This window comes from Bradyrhizobium sp. ISRA436, from assembly GCF_029910015.1.
GTDB lineage: Bacteria > Pseudomonadota > Alphaproteobacteria > Rhizobiales > Xanthobacteraceae > Bradyrhizobium.
The window spans coordinates 5,396,975-5,412,505 of sequence record NZ_CP094519.1 but is presented as its reverse complement, the minus strand read 5'-3'; the positions used below and the strand labels follow the sequence as shown (position 1 = coordinate 5,412,505).

General features: G+C 63.7%; 21 protein-coding genes and 1 pseudogene. 11 read left to right on the top strand and 11 right to left on the bottom strand.

Annotated features, from left to right (window positions below; all coding sequences use genetic code 11):
* The first annotated feature begins 65 nt into the window (after nucleotides 1-65).
* From MTX23_RS25525 to MTX23_RS25510, 4 genes and pseudogenes are all read left to right on the top strand, one after another.
* Nucleotides 66-551, top strand: coding sequence for a TIGR00366 family protein (locus MTX23_RS25525; RefSeq protein WP_280972968.1), 486 nt, complete (start codon nucleotides 66-68; stop codon nucleotides 549-551).
* A 43-nt stretch (nucleotides 552-594) separates the two neighbouring features.
* A complete protein-coding gene (gene bioB / locus MTX23_RS25520) occupies nucleotides 595-1,644 on the top strand; it encodes a biotin synthase BioB (protein ID WP_280972967.1) in 1,050 nt (349 codons plus the stop codon).
* A gap of 177 nt (nucleotides 1,645-1,821) precedes the next feature.
* A pseudogene (locus tag MTX23_RS25515) lies at nucleotides 1,822-2,106 on the top strand (flagellar basal body rod C-terminal domain-containing protein); the annotation flags it as partial.
* Between the two features lie 16 nt (nucleotides 2,107-2,122).
* Nucleotides 2,123-3,031 carry a flagellin gene (locus tag MTX23_RS25510; protein WP_280972966.1) on the top strand — a complete coding sequence of 303 codons (909 nt, stop codon included), beginning with the start codon at nucleotides 2,123-2,125 and terminating at the stop codon, nucleotides 3,029-3,031.
* 26 nt (nucleotides 3,032-3,057) lie between these two features.
* Here MTX23_RS25510 and MTX23_RS25505 read toward each other — a convergent pair whose 3' ends face one another.
* The 4 genes from MTX23_RS25505 to MTX23_RS25490 all read right to left on the bottom strand — a co-directional run bounded on the left by MTX23_RS25505 (nucleotide 3,058) and on the right by MTX23_RS25490 (nucleotide 6,491).
* Nucleotides 3,058-3,990: a transporter substrate-binding domain-containing protein gene (locus MTX23_RS25505; RefSeq protein WP_280972965.1), complete on the bottom strand. Its 933-nt coding sequence runs from the start codon at nucleotides 3,988-3,990 to the stop codon at nucleotides 3,058-3,060.
* Nucleotides 3,987-4,337 (bottom strand): cytochrome c, encoded by a 351-nt coding sequence (locus tag MTX23_RS25500; RefSeq protein WP_280972964.1) that lies wholly within the window; start codon nucleotides 4,335-4,337, stop codon nucleotides 3,987-3,989. Before MTX23_RS25500 ends, MTX23_RS25505 begins: the two co-directional genes overlap by 4 nt.
* 13 nt (nucleotides 4,338-4,350) lie before the next feature.
* The gene (locus MTX23_RS25495) at nucleotides 4,351-6,015 is read right to left on the bottom strand and encodes a methanol/ethanol family PQQ-dependent dehydrogenase (protein WP_280972963.1); all 1,665 of its coding nucleotides are present in this window, start codon (nucleotides 6,013-6,015) and stop codon (nucleotides 4,351-4,353) included.
* Between the two features lie 230 nt (nucleotides 6,016-6,245).
* Complete coding sequence (locus tag MTX23_RS25490) at nucleotides 6,246-6,491, bottom strand: hypothetical protein (protein ID WP_280972962.1); 246 nt, start codon at nucleotides 6,489-6,491, stop codon at nucleotides 6,246-6,248.
* Between the two features lie 205 nt (nucleotides 6,492-6,696).
* Between MTX23_RS25490 and MTX23_RS25485 the strand changes: the two genes are divergently transcribed.
* The 4 genes from MTX23_RS25485 (at nucleotide 6,697) to MTX23_RS25470 (ending at nucleotide 8,258) form a co-directional block, all read left to right on the top strand.
* Nucleotides 6,697-7,095, top strand: a complete 399-nt coding sequence (locus tag MTX23_RS25485) for a calcium-binding protein (RefSeq protein WP_280972961.1) — start codon at nucleotides 6,697-6,699, stop codon at nucleotides 7,093-7,095.
* 339 nt (nucleotides 7,096-7,434) lie between these two features.
* Nucleotides 7,435-7,515 (top strand): pyrroloquinoline quinone precursor peptide PqqA, encoded by an 81-nt coding sequence (gene pqqA, locus MTX23_RS25480; RefSeq protein ID WP_035721241.1) that lies wholly within the window; start codon nucleotides 7,435-7,437, stop codon nucleotides 7,513-7,515.
* A gap of 235 nt (nucleotides 7,516-7,750) precedes the next feature.
* Nucleotides 7,751-7,954 (top strand): hypothetical protein, encoded by a 204-nt coding sequence (locus MTX23_RS25475; RefSeq protein WP_280978358.1) that lies wholly within the window; start codon nucleotides 7,751-7,753, stop codon nucleotides 7,952-7,954.
* A 67-nt stretch (nucleotides 7,955-8,021) separates the two neighbouring features.
* On the top strand, nucleotides 8,022-8,258 hold the full coding sequence (locus MTX23_RS25470; protein ID WP_280972960.1) for a hypothetical protein: 237 nt from the start codon (nucleotides 8,022-8,024) through the stop codon (nucleotides 8,256-8,258).
* A gap of 103 nt (nucleotides 8,259-8,361) precedes the next feature.
* Here the strand turns inward: MTX23_RS25470 and MTX23_RS25465 are convergent, their stop codons facing one another.
* Genes MTX23_RS25465 through MTX23_RS25450 form a run of 4 tightly spaced genes read right to left on the bottom strand, consistent with a single transcriptional unit; the run spans nucleotide 8,362 to nucleotide 11,157 of the window.
* Nucleotides 8,362-8,715, bottom strand: a complete 354-nt coding sequence (locus MTX23_RS25465; RefSeq protein ID WP_280972959.1) for a hypothetical protein — start codon at nucleotides 8,713-8,715, stop codon at nucleotides 8,362-8,364.
* Nucleotides 8,716-8,755: 40 nt separating this feature from the next.
* Entirely contained in the window at nucleotides 8,756-9,466 is a 711-nt protein-coding gene (locus tag MTX23_RS25460; RefSeq protein WP_280978183.1) for an ATP-binding cassette domain-containing protein, read from the bottom strand.
* Entirely contained in the window at nucleotides 9,456-10,193 is a 738-nt protein-coding gene (locus tag MTX23_RS25455) for an ABC transporter permease subunit (RefSeq protein ID WP_280972958.1), read from the bottom strand. The genes MTX23_RS25460 and MTX23_RS25455 overlap by 11 nt, the downstream gene beginning before the upstream one ends.
* 1 nt (nucleotide 10,194) lies before the next feature.
* Nucleotides 10,195-11,157: an ABC transporter substrate-binding protein gene (locus tag MTX23_RS25450; RefSeq protein WP_280978182.1), complete on the bottom strand. Its 963-nt coding sequence runs from the start codon at nucleotides 11,155-11,157 to the stop codon at nucleotides 10,195-10,197.
* 104 nt (nucleotides 11,158-11,261) lie between these two features.
* Here MTX23_RS25450 and MTX23_RS25445 point away from each other — a divergent pair, with 104 nt between their 5' ends.
* Nucleotides 11,262-11,621 carry a hypothetical protein gene (locus tag MTX23_RS25445; RefSeq protein WP_280972957.1) on the top strand — a complete coding sequence of 120 codons (360 nt, stop codon included), beginning with the start codon at nucleotides 11,262-11,264 and terminating at the stop codon, nucleotides 11,619-11,621.
* A gap of 177 nt (nucleotides 11,622-11,798) precedes the next feature.
* On the opposite strand, the gene MTX23_RS25440 is transcribed toward MTX23_RS25445, so the two are convergent.
* A complete protein-coding gene (locus MTX23_RS25440) occupies nucleotides 11,799-12,629 on the bottom strand; it encodes a quinoprotein dehydrogenase-associated SoxYZ-like carrier (protein WP_280972956.1) in 831 nt (276 codons plus the stop codon).
* A gap of 46 nt (nucleotides 12,630-12,675) precedes the next feature.
* Entirely contained in the window at nucleotides 12,676-13,581 is a 906-nt protein-coding gene (locus MTX23_RS25435) for a quinoprotein relay system zinc metallohydrolase 2 (RefSeq protein WP_280972955.1), read from the bottom strand.
* A gap of 185 nt (nucleotides 13,582-13,766) precedes the next feature.
* Between MTX23_RS25435 and MTX23_RS25430 the strand changes: the two genes are divergently transcribed.
* Together MTX23_RS25430 and MTX23_RS25425 are read left to right on the top strand one after the other, a co-directional pair.
* Nucleotides 13,767-14,648: a substrate-binding domain-containing protein gene (locus MTX23_RS25430; protein WP_280972954.1), complete on the top strand. Its 882-nt coding sequence runs from the start codon at nucleotides 13,767-13,769 to the stop codon at nucleotides 14,646-14,648.
* Nucleotides 14,645-15,214 carry a PQQ-dependent catabolism-associated CXXCW motif protein gene (locus MTX23_RS25425; protein ID WP_280972953.1) on the top strand — a complete coding sequence of 190 codons (570 nt, stop codon included), beginning with the start codon at nucleotides 14,645-14,647 and terminating at the stop codon, nucleotides 15,212-15,214. The genes MTX23_RS25430 and MTX23_RS25425 overlap by 4 nt, the downstream gene beginning before the upstream one ends.
* Nucleotides 15,215-15,246: 32 nt before the next feature.
* Here the strand turns inward: MTX23_RS25425 and MTX23_RS25420 are convergent, their stop codons facing one another.
* Nucleotides 15,247-15,525, bottom strand: coding sequence for a copper-binding protein (locus MTX23_RS25420; protein ID WP_280972952.1), 279 nt, complete (start codon nucleotides 15,523-15,525; stop codon nucleotides 15,247-15,249).
* Nucleotides 15,526-15,531: the final 6 nt, after the last annotated feature.

Genomic DNA, 15,531 nt, shown 5'->3' with positions numbered 1-15,531 from the left:
GAAGGCTGTAACCGCGTCACCAGAAGGGGGATCAGATTGATGACGATGCAACGCACGATCAGACCATGAGCCTGCAAAAACCGGTTGCTGATAACATCATGGCGCGATCTTCGCAGGCCCTGGTGGCGTTCGCGGAGCGCTGGTTTCCGGATGCTTACGTCTTCGTCCTGATCGCGGTGATTGCGGTTCCCGTCGGCGCGATCCTGCATGGCGGCTCGCCGCTTACGGTCAGTCGTGCATTCGGCGACGGGTTATGGAATCTGATCCCGTTCACCATACAGATGGCCCTGGTCGCGATCGGCGGCTGCCCAGCGTATCGGGCGTGCTGCTGCAGTTTCCCTTCTATGCCGGCATCGCGCACCACCCGCCGATTCTGCCCTGAGCCAGCGCGGCCAGCTGCCGGGACACCCCGGCGTCCGGTCGGCGCGGGTCGGCAGATGGTACCTCGCCATGAATATGCGACGCAGTGGCCGTCCCCCAGGGGGCTGGTTGCGGTCCGCCATGGAATGGACGCATATCTCCAGCTCAGATGCATTCGTCCTGGCGGATGAGACCGCCGAGGGCAGGGATGCCAAAAACCGGAGAAGGAGCGTTATGATCGATACCGCAGGCGCAAAACAGGGCAGCGGGAGTCGTCCCGAGCCCGTCCGCAACGACTGGACCCGCGCCGAGGCCGAAATCCTCTACGACCTGCCGTTCTCCGACCTGATGTTTCGCGCGCAGACCGTGCATCGCGCCCACTTCGATCCGAACCATGTCGAGACCGCGAGCCTTCTCAGCATCAAGACTGGCGGCTGCCCGGAGGATTGCGGCTATTGCTCGCAGAGCGCCCACTACGACACCGGCCTGAAGGCGACGCGCCTGATGGACAAGGCGGATGTGATCGCGACCGCGAAGCGTGCCAAGGATGCCGGCGCGGAGCGCTTCTGCATGGCGGCGGCGTGGCGCAATCCGAAAGATCGCGATCTCGATCAGGTCTGCGAGATGGTCAGCGCTGTCAAGGGCCTCGGCATGGAGACCTGCGTCACGCTGGGCATGCTGACGCCTGCGCAGGCGATCCGGCTCCGCGACGCCGGGCTCGATTTCTACAATCACAACGTCGATACCTCCCCGGAGCACTACGACCGGATCATCACCACGCGGACGTTGCAGGACCGGATCGATACGCTCAGCCATGTGCGCGAGGCCGGCATCAAGGTCTGTTGCGGCGGCATCATCGGCATGGGTGAACAGGTCACTGACCGGCTCGGCATGCTCGTGCTGCTCGCCAATCTGCCCACCCATCCGGAGAGCGTTCCGATCAATCTCTGGAACGAGGTCAAGGGCGTGCCGGTCAACGCCACCGCGGAGCGGCCGGATCCAATCGACGTTGTGCGCCTCGTCGCGGTTGCCCGCATCATGATGCCGCAGAGCGTGGTGCGGCTGTCTGCCGGACGGCAATACATGACCGACGAGTTGCAGGCGCTCTGCTTTCTCGCCGGCGCCAATTCGATCTTCATCGGTGACGTGCTTCTGACCACGCGCAATCCGCAGCGTGACCGGGACGCCGAGCTGCTCGATCGGCTCGGCATCAACTCCGGGCTGGTGCGGAACAAGCAAGCTGTGCCGGCTGAGCCGTCAACGCGGGTCGCTCAAGCGGGTTGACGCAGGCCTCGCGCAGGACACGACCTGTGTCCTGCGCAAAGATACCCGGGGGCCGCTGCTCAGGATGCAGCAGCGAGCGGCGGCGAAACGACCTCCGGCTCCGCGGTCACCTGCGCAGGTGCCGTCGCGAGTTGGAAGCGAATGCCGTGCAGGCTGTAAGTCAGGGGGATGCCGCGGGCCGGCGGGCTCGGGGCCACGGCCGGCTCGTTCACCGATTACGCAGCCTCGATCGTGGCCAACATCGCCAGCAAGGCGACCCAGGCGTCGTCGACCTACACCGCGAAGCAGACTGCGCAATCGACCTATGCGAACTCGCTGTCCTCGCAGTCCGGCGTCAATATCGACGAGGAGACCGCGAACCTGAGCACGCTGCAGAACAAGTATTCGGCCGCTTCCGAGCTGATCCAGGCGATCAACAGCATGTTCTCGTCACTGATCACCGCGCTGCAGTCGGCGGGCTGAGAGTGAGGGTACGGTCATGGTGATGCGCGTTGCCACCTTTGCGCTGTCGGACCAGATGATCGCGAGCGCGCTGCGGATGCAGGCGGTGATGGCCAATGAGCAGGTGCAGGAATCCTCCGGGCAGAAATCGCAGGATTTTGCCGGCTATGGCGCCGACGCCGAGCGTGTGATCAACCTGCAGGTCTCGGTGACGCGTTCGCAGTCCTACATCGACGCTGCCAATGTCGCCGACAGCAAGGTGCAGGTGATGTATTCGGCGGTCGGCACGATGACCAACATCATCACTCGGCTGCGCACCCAGCTCAGCGCCGCCACGACGGGTAGCAGCACGGCGACAACATCGGTGATCAACTCGGCCCAGCAGGCGCTGTCGCAAATGGGCGGGTTGCTCAACACGCAATATGATGGGCAGTACGTCTTCACCGGCGCCCGCACCGACACCGCGCCGGTGGATCTGACCAGCTTTTCGACGGGGACCGGGTCGCTGACGACGCCCGATGCCAGCTACTACCAGGGCGACAGCGAAATCGCATCGGTTCGGGTCGCGGACGACCAGACCGTCTCCTACGGCGTCACCGCCGACAATTCGGCCTTCGAGCAGGTCATGCGGGTGCTGAAGTTCGTCGGCAACAGCACGTCGCTGTCGTCGAGCGATATCTCGCAGGCGCTCGACCTCGCCGGCAGCGCGCTCGATGCGGTGTCCACGGTGCAGGCAAAGCTCTCGACCGCGGCGTCGCAGATCGAGACGGCAAGCGCGAACCAGAGCGACTACCAGAATTTCGCTCAGACCCTGGGCGGCGACCTCACCAATGTCGACGTTGCCGCCGTCACCGCGCAACTATCGACCTACCAGACGCAGCTGACTGCGTCCTACTCGGCGATCGCCAAGATCCAGAGCCTTAGCCTGGCGAACTACCTGAAGTAACCGGCCTCCAGGGAGCGGTCCCAACCTTACCGGTTCAGGATCTTCAGCCAGACGTCGCCCAGGATGATCGGCTCGCGCGGGGCGAGGTAGGTGAGGCCGGCCGTCTGGCCCAGCTCGACGATCTTGCCGGCGGACTGCAACTCCGAGAGTGCCTTGTTCACCGCGTCCAGCAGCGCCCTGTCGCTGTCGAGCGCGACGTAGCCGCGGTTGGCGCCGATCGGATAGTAGTAGCCGGACGTAGCGATCTTGGTGTCGGGATGGTTTGCGCGATAGGCATCGAACCGGCGCAGGTCGAGCAGCGTCGCATCGAACTCGCCGCGTTCGATCGAGCCGAGCAGATCGCTGCGGCCCGGGACGAGATGGGTGATGTCGTCGATCAGCTTGCCCTTGTCGAACGTCATCAGGATGGCATCGCCCAGCGTGCCGCTCTCGATTCCGATCCGGAGGCCCGCGAGATCGCCGATGCCGGCGATCTTGTGATCTCTGGCCTTGGGGCCGAGCACGACCGTCATCGGCGAATAGATGTAGGGCTGGCTCGGCATCAGCACACCGATCGGGATGCGTCGTCGATGATCGTCGCGTGTCGCGCCGTCGAAGTCGGGCAGCTTTGCCGTCTTGACGCCGGGCACGACGAGGGAGTCCCTGGTCAGCGCGTAGCCACCGACCAGCGAGCAGCGGCCGTCCGACAGCAGCGCGTTGGCCTCGAGAGAGGGGCTCGAGTCCTCGTCGAGCTTGCTCTCGAACCACTGGATCTTCAGCGGCCGCCCAAGCCGTTCGGCGATCACTTGCGCGAGCGCCACGTCGAAGCCTGAGTCGGGCTTGCCGCGATGATGCGCGGAGAGGGGCGGAAGATCCTCGTCGAGGCACACCTTCAGCGGCTCGTCGGCGGCCCGCACCGCGGCGGCCGCCGCCATTGCAAGGAGGAGGGCGGTCACCGAGCCCGCAAGGAAGGCCCTCATGGGCTCCTCCGGCTCGACACGAAGGCCCAGACATCGGCGATCTCCTGGTCGCTCAGGATGTCCGCCCAGGGCGGCATTCTGCCGTTCTTTCCCTGCTTCACGGTCGTCACGAAGCGAGTTTTGTCGTCGGGAAAGGTCCGCAGGTCCGGTGTGATGGTTCCGGAGTTGACCATGTTGGGCCCATGGCAATGCGAGCAGTTCTTCGCGTAGATCACCTTGCCCTGGTCGACCTGACCCTGAAGGTCAATTGCACTGGGTTGCTGGGCGGCAGCCGCAATCTGCACGATCGAGGTCGTCGCGACGGCGGCGAGGATCGCCGCCGTCAACAGAGTTGCTCTTTCAGTCACGTCCGCTCCGCGCTCAGTGCTTGACCGCGAAGACCCAGAGCGAGCCGCCGGGCGGCACCTTGCCAAGCCGCTCGTCGCCGGAGAACAGCGAGTAGACGCCGCCATAGCCCGACGTGACGGCGACATATTGCACGCCGTCCTGCTGCCATGTCACCGGCTGACCCTCGATGCCCGAGCCGGTCTGGAACTGCCAGAGCTTCTTGCCGGTATCGGCGTCGAAGGCTTCGAACTCGCCGGTCAACGCACCGGTGAAGACCACGCCGCCCGCGGTCGACAGCACGCCGGAGAAGCGCGGAATGTCGCTCGGTGCTTCCCACTTCGCCTTGCCGGTCAAGGGATCGATCGCCTTGAGGTGGCCGCGCGGGCCATCACCCCATTCCCAGGGATCGGTCAGGTCCATGCCGAGATACCACTCGCCCTGCTTGTAGGTGACAGGTTCGGCCTTGTACTTGCCGCCGAATGCGAGCGTGTTCGCATAGGCGAGGCCGGTCTGCGGGTTGTACGACATCGGCTCCCAGTTCTTGCCGCCGAGGATCGACGGATAGACGGTGACCTTCTTGCCGTCACGGGCGTCCTTGGCGACGTCGGTCTCGATCGGGCGGCCGGTCTTCATGTCGATGCCGGTGGCCCAGTTGACCTTCACGTAAGGATTGGCCGCGAGCAGCTTTCCGTTGGTGCGGTCGAGCACGTAGAAGAAGCCGTTGCGGTTGGCATCCATCAGCACCTTGGTCGGCTTGCCCTCGACGTTCATGTCGGCAAGCACCATTTCGGCCACCGAGTCGTAGTCGAACGGATTGTTCGGCGAGAACTGGTAGTGCCACTTGATCTTGCCGGTCTTCGGATCGAGTGCGAGCACCGAGCAGGTATAGAGGTTGTCGCCGGGGCGCACGGCCGCATTGAACGGGCCGGGATTGCCGATGCCCCAATAGACCGTGTTCAGCTCCGGATCGTAGGAGCCGGTGATCCAGGTCGAGCCACCCCCGAGCTTCCAGGTGTCGCCCTTCCAGGTGTCGCCGCCGGGTTCATCCGGGGTCGGGATCGAGTAGGTGCGCCAGAGCCGCTTGCCGGTCGCCGGGTCCCAGCCGTCGATGAAGCCGCGAGTGCCGAACTCGGCGCCGGAGATGCCGGTGATGACTACGCCGTCGGCGACCAGCGGGGCGACCGTCATCGAATAGCCTTCCTTGATATCGGCGGCCTTCTGGCGCCACAGCTCCTTGCCGGTCTTGGCATCGAGCGCGATCACATTGGCGTCGAGCGTGGTGCGGAACACCTTGCCGTCGTACAGCGCAGCGCCGCGGTTGATGATGCCGCAGCAGACGATACGCGGCGTCTCCGCGGGATATTCGACCTTGCTCTTCCAGATCTGCTTGCCGGTCTTGGCGTCGACCGCAATCGTTGCGTTGTGTGTGGTGAGGTAGATGACGCCCTGATAGACCAGCGGCTGCGATTCCTCGCTGCGGTCGTCGTTGAGACTGTAATTCCAGACCGGGACCAGGTTCTTGATCGTGTCCTTGTTGATCTGATTCAGCGTCGAGAAACGCTGAAGATTGTAGCCCATGCCATAATTGAGAACGTTCGAAGTATCAGTCGCACCCTTGACCAATTGCTCCGTGGTCTGGGCGCTTGCACCATAGGATGCAAGGATTACGAGGCTTGCGGCCAGCGCAATGCGTTTCATTGTTTCCTCCAATGGACCTTTTTGCACGCCTATTCCTGACGTTGCAGCTGCAACCATCCGCTGGAAACCAAAACGCGTCAATACGGAAACGCGCGCGAAGCCTTGCTGCTGGTGCGAGCAGGCTTCGAGCATTCGATTTTCCGCAAATGCCTCCACGGCTTACCCCGCCGTGGAAAACCCAACACAGCGGTGCGCCGCCGCTCGCGGCCGGCTCGACGTGAGAGAATCGATCAACTCGATGGTGCGTGCCGGCAGGCGGTCGGGCGCGGCTTGGCACCCCGCTTGTCGGGCGGCACGTTGCAATTGTCGATGCGCTGCTCATCCGTCCATTTGCGGCCGAGCCGCTCCTTGCCGGTCAGCGTACCCTGCAGGGTTGTCTGTCCGAGCGGAGCAGGGTGCCCGCTCTGGGCGGACGCAGATGCGACCAGACAGAGCGCGAAGACGCAGCCCAAGGCATTCCGGTCAATGCAGCACATGATTGGCCTCGCTCGTTCTCATGGTGCGACGCAATCGAGAGACACGGTCAGATGATCAGATGGGTCGTTTCTTTCCACCCGAAACCTGACGGCATTCCGCGGGCTGCACAATCTGTGCGAAGTTTCGCTGAAATCTGCTATGATCAGTCTCGGCTTGCAGGCTACGCTCGGCATCGCTGTCGGGGGCTCCAGGAGGAGACGAACGATGATATCGCGCCGATCTGTTGCTCTGACGCTGCTGGCAGCAGTCCTGTCAGGTCCCGCGTTGGCGGCCTCCCGCCGTACTAGCGTGCTCAAGATGCTCGACGTGGACAATGACGGCACGGTCGATCTCGCCGAGGCCAAGAAGGCCGCCGCCGATCTGTTTGCGCGGCTCGATCATGATCATGACGGCACACTCGACGTACGCGAATTGAGAGGACGACTAACCGCAAAGGGGCTGGCTGCCGCGGATCCCGATCACGATGGCACGCTTACTCTCGACGAATATCTTGCGGTCGTCGAACAGCGCTTCAATGCGGCCGATCCGGACAAGGACGGAACGTTGGATGCGAAGGAGCTGAATTCGCGCGCCGGACGTGCGCTGCTGCGCCTGCTCAAATAAGGCCAGGGGCGGCTTCGGCGGAGCATTCGTGGGTCGGGAGCAGGCCTTGCTCCGGCGATAACAAAAAAAATTGCGATTTCTCTCCTGGACAAGACACGGTTGAAGTGACAGGGGGCGGGGATTGCCTCCGCACCTGGCGGAAGCCGGAAAATGCCTGACAGAACAGTGTCGGCCGTTGCCCGGCCCGCCCCGCCCGGACGGATGCGATCGCGCCATCGGTCAAGACATATGTCCAGCAGCGAAGTCGGCCATTGTCCCGGCCGCTTGCGCCAGGTTGGAGGCGGCCCTAGGTTTCGCCCCCGGCGCGAGTCTCGCGCCAGCTTACTTGGGAGCACGCGAATGACCTGGAAAACTCCGAAGATCGTCGAAGTGCCGGTGGGCATGGAAATCAACATGTACGCCTGCGCTGCGCGCAAGTGAGTTGAGACGTTCTGCCACGGCTCGTGCAGCTCGCTGCATCGAGCCGTGGCAGGCGTCCGCGTTTCGGCGGCGACTGTGCCGCCGGGCTCTGAACCATCGATCGCCGCGATCGGCAGAGGCCGCGTTGCGCGCTGATCTGCACTCGCAGCCAGATTTGCTCACCGGCTTACGCCTGAGTTAGGGTGGGACATCGTTGCAGGGCGCGGGTTTTCAAGCCGGGAATCAACAAGGTTAGGTGGGCAGAGACCCATGTGCTGCGGCCGCGATCGTCGCCGCGGAGTTACCGCTTGCCGTGCAAGCCGAGGGCATCGATACCGAACACATCTTCGGGTTCATGATCGGATCGGATGTCGGCAGCGTCGGCGAGCGCGAATTCCAAAGCGAGACCACGGGTCGCTTCGCCAGGAGCCGGTTCCTGCGCTGTTTCACGGGGCTGTGAAACTGCGGATTGCCTGATTGCGTACTTTGCAGTGTTATCTGCCAATGGGCATGTTTGAGGATAGCACATGAACCTGATCGATTTGATCGTCACCGTATGTGTCGTGACGTCGCCCGCCACCTGCGAGGAGAAGCACCTGGTCTTCGACTGGCAGGGATCGCCGCAGCAATGTGCGATGGCCGCGCCACCCTATATCGCGCAATGGATCGGCGAGCATCCGAAATGGACGGCGGTGAAATGGCGTTGCGAATATCCGCACGCTCATGACCATGCAGGCGCGGGCGGCAACATGCCGGCCGGCTAGAGCGTTTTCGCGCAAAGTGGACACCGGTTCGCGCGAGGAAAACGCGTCAAAACTAGAATCTGGAGCTTCGGTTCTAATTCGATCAGAACCGAAGCTCCAGGCGTTACTTGTTACAGTCCTTCAGGTCCTTGTCGGAGACCGAGAACACGGCGTCGGCCTTGATCTCGATGTCGCGGACGAAGCACTGCCTGGATCCGGCGTAGCTGACCTTGGCATCGTAGCGGCCGGGCTCGACGCCGGTGATGCGCAGGCGCTCGTCGTGGTCGACCTCCTTGTCCTTGTCGTTCAGCGTCTGGTTGGGACCCCACTCGTTCTTGCCGGCCGGCGACAGTTCGAAGCCTGAAATCGTCGCGCTGGTCAGGTTCCACAGGCGGATGCCCTTGCCCTTGCTTTGCGCGAGCGCCAGACTCGGCACGGCGAGCAACGAGACAGCAACAACGATCAACGCCCGCGACATCGAGAAACCTCCGTGGATTTTCCTCAAGGATGAACGCGCCTCACATATTTGCAAGGTCCAGCTGCGAGAGGCGCGTCTTGATTTCGGTGATCTCCTGCTCGCTTCGTGTTGCCCGCGGCGTCGCAATCGTTTCGACGTGAAGGATCCGGGCCGGCCGCGCCGACAGGAAGAACAGGCGGTCGCCGAGGCGGACCGCATCGTCGAGATCATGGGTGACCAGGAGCGTCATCATCTTTCGACTGGCGACCAGCGTGGCGATCTGGTCCCGCAGCCGCCCGGCAAGCGCGCTGTCGAGCGAAGCCAGCGGCTCGTCGAGGATCAGGAAATCGGGGTCGATGGCAAAGGCCCTCGCCAGCGCGACGCGGCGGGCGAGGCCAAGCGACAGTTCACCAGGAAAATGGCCGCGGTGCGCGGTCAGCTCCAGCACCTCGAACAGCGCCGACAGTCTGCTGTCCTCGACATGCGGCGCGGCGAGCCGCACATTCTCCTCGACCGAGCGCCAGGGCAACAGCCGCGGCTCCTGAAATACCATGCCGAGCCGAACGTCAGCGGAGCGCGCGACCTTGCCCTGGTAGTTGCGGTCGAGGCCGGCAAGAATCCTGAGCAGGGTGCTCTTGCCGCAGCCCGAGGGGCCGAACACCACGCCGACTTCGCCGGCATTCAGCGTGAAGGTGATGCTACCGAGCACGTCGTGGCGCTTGCCGGCCGCGTTCTCGAAGCTCTTGCCCGTGATATTGACGTCAAGCTGCACGGAGCCGCCACCGCGATAGCCTGGTTTCAAACGGCTGCACCAGCAGGGTTTCGATGACCAGCACGACCGCCGCAAAGCTCAGCGAGTAGGCGAGCAGCAGCGGGATGTCGAAGAGCTGGAAGGCGACGCCGATCTCGAAGCCGACGCCGTTCGGCCGGCCCAGCAGCTCGGCGACCAGCACGATCTTCCAGACCAGCGAGAGCCCGGACCGCGCAGCGGCCGCGATGTAGGGCGCAAGCTGCGGCAGGATCACGTGCCGGTACAGGCGACCACGCGGAAACGCAAACGCCGTCGCCATCTCGTCCAGCGCCGGGTCGAGCGCGCGCGCCCCCTCGCGCAGCGTCACGACGGCGGTCGGTAGCTTGTTGATGGCGATCGCCGCGATGGCTGCAACCTCGGTGAGCCCGGCCCAGATATAGGCCAGCACGATGACGACGAGCGCCGGGAGGTTGAGCAACAGAATCAGCCAGGGATCGCCGAGCCGGTTGACCAGCCGGACCCGGCCCATCGCGTAGCCGATCGCCGAACCGAGCGCCATGGCCAGTGTGAATGCCAGCGCAACGCGCGCCAGCGTCGCGCCCAGATTGAGAAACAACGCCCCGGTCCTGGCCTCGGCGATCATCGCCGACAGCACCACTGGCGGCGTCGGCAATTTCGCCTCGCCGACCAGGAGCGAGGCAATCCACCAGGTCGTAATGAACAGTGCGAATGACAGGAGACGCAGCACCTCAGTCTCCGGGATTTGCTTGATAGAAGGTACCGGGGTCGAGTTCGGTCGCGTTCCCGACGAGCTCGCGGCCGCCGATCTGTGCCAGCACGCGGTAGAGCACGCGCGCATCGGCCTCTTCGTCGGCGACCGATCGGCGCGGAATGCCTTCGCGATAGCGGTCGCGATAGGCGTGCAGGGTGGCGGCATCGGTCGCGCCGGTCAGCGGTGCGATCGCATCCCATTCGGCGTCCGATGTCGCGAGGATCTCCTTTGCCGCGCGCGTCATGGCGATGAAGCGGGCGACCAAGTCGCGGTTGGCGTTGGCCCAGGCTTCGTCGAAGACGTAACCGATCATCGCAATCCGTCCCTTGGTGCCGAGTTTCTTGAGGACGTCTTCCATGCCGGCGAGGCGGCGAAAGCCCTTGGCCTCGAGCGCGGCACAGAAATTCCAGTAGTTGAGGACAGCGTCCATCTCGCCGCCGAGCGTCTTGGCCGCGAGCAGCGGTGGGGCGCCGTAGACGATGGTCGATTGCGACTTCAGGTCGATACCCTCCTGCTTTAACGCCGCCTGCAGCAGCAGCCAGTTCTTGTCGATCGCCCCGCCGGCGACGGCGAGCTTACGACCCCTGAGATCGGCGAGCGTCTTGATCGGGGACGACGCCGGGACCATCACGGCGCCGAGCGCGCTCGAATAAGGATAGAACTGCAGCTTGGCGCCGAGCGAGCGCTCGCGCGACACCCAAGGCCAGTCGGACACCATCACGTCGGCCGTGCCGGCACGCAGCGCGATCCTGCCGGCCTCGGGACTTGCGAGTTCGACGATGTCGATCGACAGGTTGGCCTTCTTGTCGAGACCGTGGGAGCGGATGACCGCCAGTTCCCAGGCCAGCGTCCCGGTCTTCTGCGCTGCAACGCGGATCGTCTCCGCGTCGCAGGGGGTGCCGACCTGCATGACGGCCAGAATGGCCGCGGCCAGCAGCATGCGAACAGAACTCTTCATTGCCTCGTGAGCCACTTCCTCGAATGTTTTCTTTTCTGTCGTCGACTCATAGCATAGCCTGCGGCAGGAGAAGAGGAAGCAGGACCATGGCACGAGCTGGCATGCTAGGACCGATTGTCGCCGTCTCGGCCATGCTCGCCGCGACGGGCATGAGCGCGCGGGCCGACGAGGTCAACGACTATCCGACCTCGGCGCGGGCCGAATATGTGTTCGGCTGCATGAAGGCCAACGGCGAGACCCGGCAGACGCTCGAGCAGTGTTCCTGCTCGGTGGACGTCGTTGCGTCGCTCATACCCTATGACCGCTATGTCACGGCCGAGACCGTATTGAGCATGTCGCAGGTGCGCGGCAATCTGGGAACGCAGTTCCGCTCGTCCGAGCAGGCGACGAACGCGCTCAACGACCTGCGGCGCGCGCAGGCGGAAGCCGAAGTCAGGTGCTTCTAACAGCCCCTCATGGCGAGGCGCGCGGGAACGCGCGTCTCTGGACGATGCTGCGCATCGCCAAGCGAACCATGAGGCCTTGTTCTTGGCCTACATCGAGACGTCCGCGTCTCGCGGGCCCTCAGGATGAGGGTATGTCATGTGATGCAGTGAACCTTGCGTCCGTGCCCGCTACGGGCGTCAGGTCCCGGAAGCGTCGGCATTCCATTCGTGCTGGAAGACATGCCCGTCGGTATCCTTGGCCTCGGCGCGGAAGTGCTTCGCCCCGTTCGAAACATAGGTGAAGCGGATATTGGGGTCCTCGGAGATCGAGATTCCTCCCTCCATCGCCAGCACCGGGCTGTCATCCTGCCAAAGGTGCAGTTCGTTGATGAAGAAGGCCGGGATGTAGAGGTGCGTGATCTGATCCATCTGAAGACCGGAATTGTTGGGATGGCCGATCATGATCTGGGCTTCGCGGATATTGCTCGCCGGCCCCTGTTCCGGCCTTGCGAATTGCCGGTAGCGCATCTGACCGAGCCGGTTCTTCGCTTCTTCGGCGTTCTTGACCGCCGGCGCCGAGCAGCCGCCGGACGCCTTCACATAGGTCTTGGTTACGTAGAGCTTGCCGTCGCTGAGCTCGGCGACGGCGTGCACATTGGTATAGTTGTTGACGCGGACCCGGGTGGAGATCTCGGTGACGTTGGCGTCCGGAGCCAGCGTGAACTTCGCTGCCATCGGCGCGGGGTTCTGGTCGATCACGAGCGTGATCGTCTTGATGCGGCGGTTGTCACCGGGCGACAGCTTGGTGCGCAGCGTCACCGGGACGATCGCGGCGTCTTCCGCCCGCGCCGGCATCTCGATGCCGATGACGTCGCTGCCATCGTTCATCGGACGGTTGTTGAAGATGTCCTGGACGAGCCCCGGCCAGGGATCGTAGGCATCCGTGCTTGCCGCGGGCGCGACGGGTACAGCCAGCGCGACCGACACAAGGCTGGCGAGGCAGAGCAGGCGGATGCGATGTCGAAGCATGGTCGCTGATCCCATGTGGCCGCGTCACTATAGGGCACCGCGACGGCTATTCCCATTCCATTTCCGAAAATGCTGCAGTTGCGTTGCGCGCGTTGTAATCGTCGAACAGCTGCCAGCGGGTTCGTTCGGACGCTGCGGCATGTTCGGCCGCCTCCGTGATCGGCTTGCCGCTCGCGATCAGCGCGCGAACGTCCACGGCCAGCGTGCCGAGATAACGCTGTTCGTCCGCGAGCGCCGCAGGCCATTCGCTCACGGCTCCGTGACCGGGAACCACGCGCTGCGCGGGGATGGCGGCAAGGTCATCGAGCGCACGCAGCCAGCCCTTCAGGCTGCCGTCGACCACCGGAATATGGGTCAGGAACACCAGATCGCCGGCGAACAGGGTTCTGGTCCGCTCATCAAGCACCGTAAGGTCGTTGTCACTGTGCGCGGCCGGCCATGCCTCGAGGGTGAGGATCCGGCCGCCGAGGTCGAGCTTGAGCGTGTCCTTGACCAGAACGGTCGGTGGAATGATGCGGACATCGTCGATCAGCGTGTCGCCCATCGTCCGGCGGAAGCCGTCGAGATAGAATTGCCCGCGCGTGGCCAGCGCGCGCGGCAGGTTCGTGTGGCCGACGAAGCTCGTGCCCTCGTTCACGAAGGCGGCGTTACCGAAGCTGTGGTCCGGGTGGGCGTGTGTGTTGATGACATAGCGGATCGGCTTGTCGGTATGGCTGCGGACCGCGGCCAGCAACTGGCGCCCCTCGTGGACACTGCCGCCGGTGTCAATCACGGCGACGGCGCTGTCGCCGACGACAAACCCGACATTGGCGATGGCACCTTCGTTCTCATGCGTCATCAGCGCGACGACCCCGACATGCACGAATATTCCCGGGGCGACTTCGCTTACAGGCAATTCCGGTTCCTGCGCCCGCGCTATGGTCGGCGCGCCGAGCATCAGGAGCAGCACCATCACTGAAACGCCATGTGTCATGTTCCCGCCTTAGTTTCGCCGGGGCGCGCGGTCGATCGCTTGAGCTCCCGGTTTGCATTGCAACAAGCAACGCGGCGCCGTCGCGAAGATTATTCCTGTTGCATGCCACGGTGCGCGGGGCAATCTATGGATGGCGACCCATCCGATCGAGAGGAGACTATGTGATGAGAATTGTCGGATGTCGTCTTGTATTGTTCGCGCTTGTCGGCATTATCGCCTGCTTCATCGGACGCGACATGGCGCGCGCCCAGGTCAACGAGCAGGGTGAACTCTCCATCGAACTCGTCGATCCCAAGGTCCTGCGCATCTGCGCCGATCCACGCAACCTGCCGTTCTCGAACGACAAGGGCGAGGGGTTCGAGAACAAGATCGGCGAGCTGTTCGCGGAGAAGCTGCAGAAGAAGCTCGACTACATGTATTTTCCGCAGGCGACAGGCTTCGTGCGGGTGACGCTCGGATCGCATCGTTGCGATGTGATCATGGGATTCCCGCAGGGCGACGACCTCGCGCAGGGAACCAATCCCTATTACCGCACGGCTTACGCCCTGGTCACCAAGCCGGGCGGCGGGCTCGATAACGTCTCAACACTGGAAGATGAGCGGCTGAAGGGCAAGCATATCGGCATCATTGCGGGTACGCCGCCCGCGACAAATATGGCCATCGCCGGCCTGATGGGGAATGCGAAGCCTTACCCGCTGATGATCGATACGCGCTTTGATTCATCCGTGCAGGACATGATGAACGATCTCGCCAAGGGTGAGATCGACGCCGGCATCCTGTGGGGGCCGATGGCAGGCTTCTATGCCAAGAAGGTCAACCCGCCGCTGCATGTCACGCCGCTGGTCAAGGAGACCACGGGGCCGAAGCTCGTGTATCGCATCGGCATGGGGGTGCGGGCGGCCGATCAGAACTGGAAGCGGCAACTCAATCGCCTGATCAAGGAGAACCAGCCGGCGATCAACAAGATCCTGCTCGACTACGGCGTGCCGCTCCTCGACGAGAATGACCAGCTCATCGGCCTGGAGACCGTGAACAAGTCGCCATGATCGGATTGTCTGCGGCCGTCCTTGCCGCGATGCTCCTCGCGGCGGCGCCTGCTTTCGCGCAGGACATCCTGGCGCCTGCAGAACCCGAGGGTTATCGCACTGAGGATTACCGCACCCCGGTGCCTGCGACGCTGGCGGGCGCACGCGTGCTCACCACGGAGGAAGCGGAGGCCATCTGGCGCGAGAAGTCCGGCGCCTTCATCGACGTGCTGCCGCGCGCGCCAAAGCCGGCCAACCTGCCTGTCGGCACGGTGTGGCGTGACAGGCCGCGCCTCGATATTCCCGGCAGCATCTGGTTGCCCGATACCGGCTACGGCATGCTCGCCGCATCGACGGAGGATTATCTGAAGCGCGGGCTGGTCCATGCCTCCGGAGGCAACACCGCAACCTTGCTCGTGATCTACTGCCAGGAGAATTGCTGGATGTCCTGGAACGCGGCCAAGCGCGTGCTGTCCTACGGCTATCGCAACGTCGCGTGGTATCCGGATGGAACCGACGGTTGGGAGCGGGCTCTTCTGCCGCTTGTACCCGCCGAGCCCGAACCGCGGGCCGGCGAGGAGAAATGATCCCTGCGGTTCGCGCGCCGGTCCGTGAGCCGCTACGGCTTCTGTTTCTCGAGCTTTTCGATCGTCTTGCTGCTGTTGTTTTCGGTGGTCGAGAAGCTGACCTTATCGCCGGCATGGAAGGCTTCGAGCGACTGTCCCTTTGGCACCTTGTATTCCTGCGGCGTGCCGCCGGCTGCCCCGACCGTGCCAGACTGTATCGGCTGGATGGCGATGGTTCCGGCCAATCGGTCAATCTTGGTGATCAGCCCCGACATGGATTGCTGGGCCAAAGCCGCTGACGTGACCAAGCTTGCGGCGGCAAGGCTGGTCATGGCGAT

Bases quoted from the DNA above. Each gene is read 5' to 3' on its own strand.
- MTX23_RS25470 (WP_280972960.1), top strand. From the start codon at position 8,022: ATGAACCTGATCGATTTGATCGTCACCGTATGTGTCGTGACGTCGCCC.
- MTX23_RS25490 (WP_280972962.1), bottom strand. From the start codon at position 6,491: ATGTGCTGCATTGACCGGAATGCCTTGGGCTGCGTCTTCGCGCTCTGT.
- MTX23_RS25495 (WP_280972963.1), bottom strand. From the start codon at position 6,015: ATGAAACGCATTGCGCTGGCCGCAAGCCTCGTAATCCTTGCATCCTAT.
- MTX23_RS25465 (WP_280972959.1), bottom strand. From the start codon at position 8,715: ATGTCGCGGGCGTTGATCGTTGTTGCTGTCTCGTTGCTCGCCGTGCCG.
- MTX23_RS25445 (WP_280972957.1), top strand. From the start codon at position 11,262: ATGGCACGAGCTGGCATGCTAGGACCGATTGTCGCCGTCTCGGCCATG.
- MTX23_RS25510 (WP_280972966.1), top strand. From the start codon at position 2,123: ATGGTGATGCGCGTTGCCACCTTTGCGCTGTCGGACCAGATGATCGCG.
- MTX23_RS25505 (WP_280972965.1), bottom strand. From the start codon at position 3,990: ATGAGGGCCTTCCTTGCGGGCTCGGTGACCGCCCTCCTCCTTGCAATG.
- bioB (WP_280972967.1), top strand. From the start codon at position 595: ATGATCGATACCGCAGGCGCAAAACAGGGCAGCGGGAGTCGTCCCGAG.
- MTX23_RS25420 (WP_280972952.1), bottom strand. From the start codon at position 15,525: ATGACCAGCCTTGCCGCCGCAAGCTTGGTCACGTCAGCGGCTTTGGCC.
- MTX23_RS25435 (WP_280972955.1), bottom strand. From the start codon at position 13,581: ATGGTGCTGCTCCTGATGCTCGGCGCGCCGACCATAGCGCGGGCGCAG.
- MTX23_RS25440 (WP_280972956.1), bottom strand. From the start codon at position 12,629: ATGCTTCGACATCGCATCCGCCTGCTCTGCCTCGCCAGCCTTGTGTCG.
- MTX23_RS25425 (WP_280972953.1), top strand. From the start codon at position 14,645: ATGATCGGATTGTCTGCGGCCGTCCTTGCCGCGATGCTCCTCGCGGCG.
- pqqA (WP_035721241.1), top strand. From the start codon at position 7,435: ATGACCTGGAAAACTCCGAAGATCGTCGAAGTGCCGGTGGGCATGGAA.
- MTX23_RS25485 (WP_280972961.1), top strand. From the start codon at position 6,697: ATGATATCGCGCCGATCTGTTGCTCTGACGCTGCTGGCAGCAGTCCTG.
- MTX23_RS25450 (WP_280978182.1), bottom strand. From the start codon at position 11,157: ATGCTGCTGGCCGCGGCCATTCTGGCCGTCATGCAGGTCGGCACCCCC.
- MTX23_RS25525 (WP_280972968.1), top strand. From the start codon at position 66: ATGAGCCTGCAAAAACCGGTTGCTGATAACATCATGGCGCGATCTTCG.
- MTX23_RS25430 (WP_280972954.1), top strand. From the start codon at position 13,767: ATGAGAATTGTCGGATGTCGTCTTGTATTGTTCGCGCTTGTCGGCATT.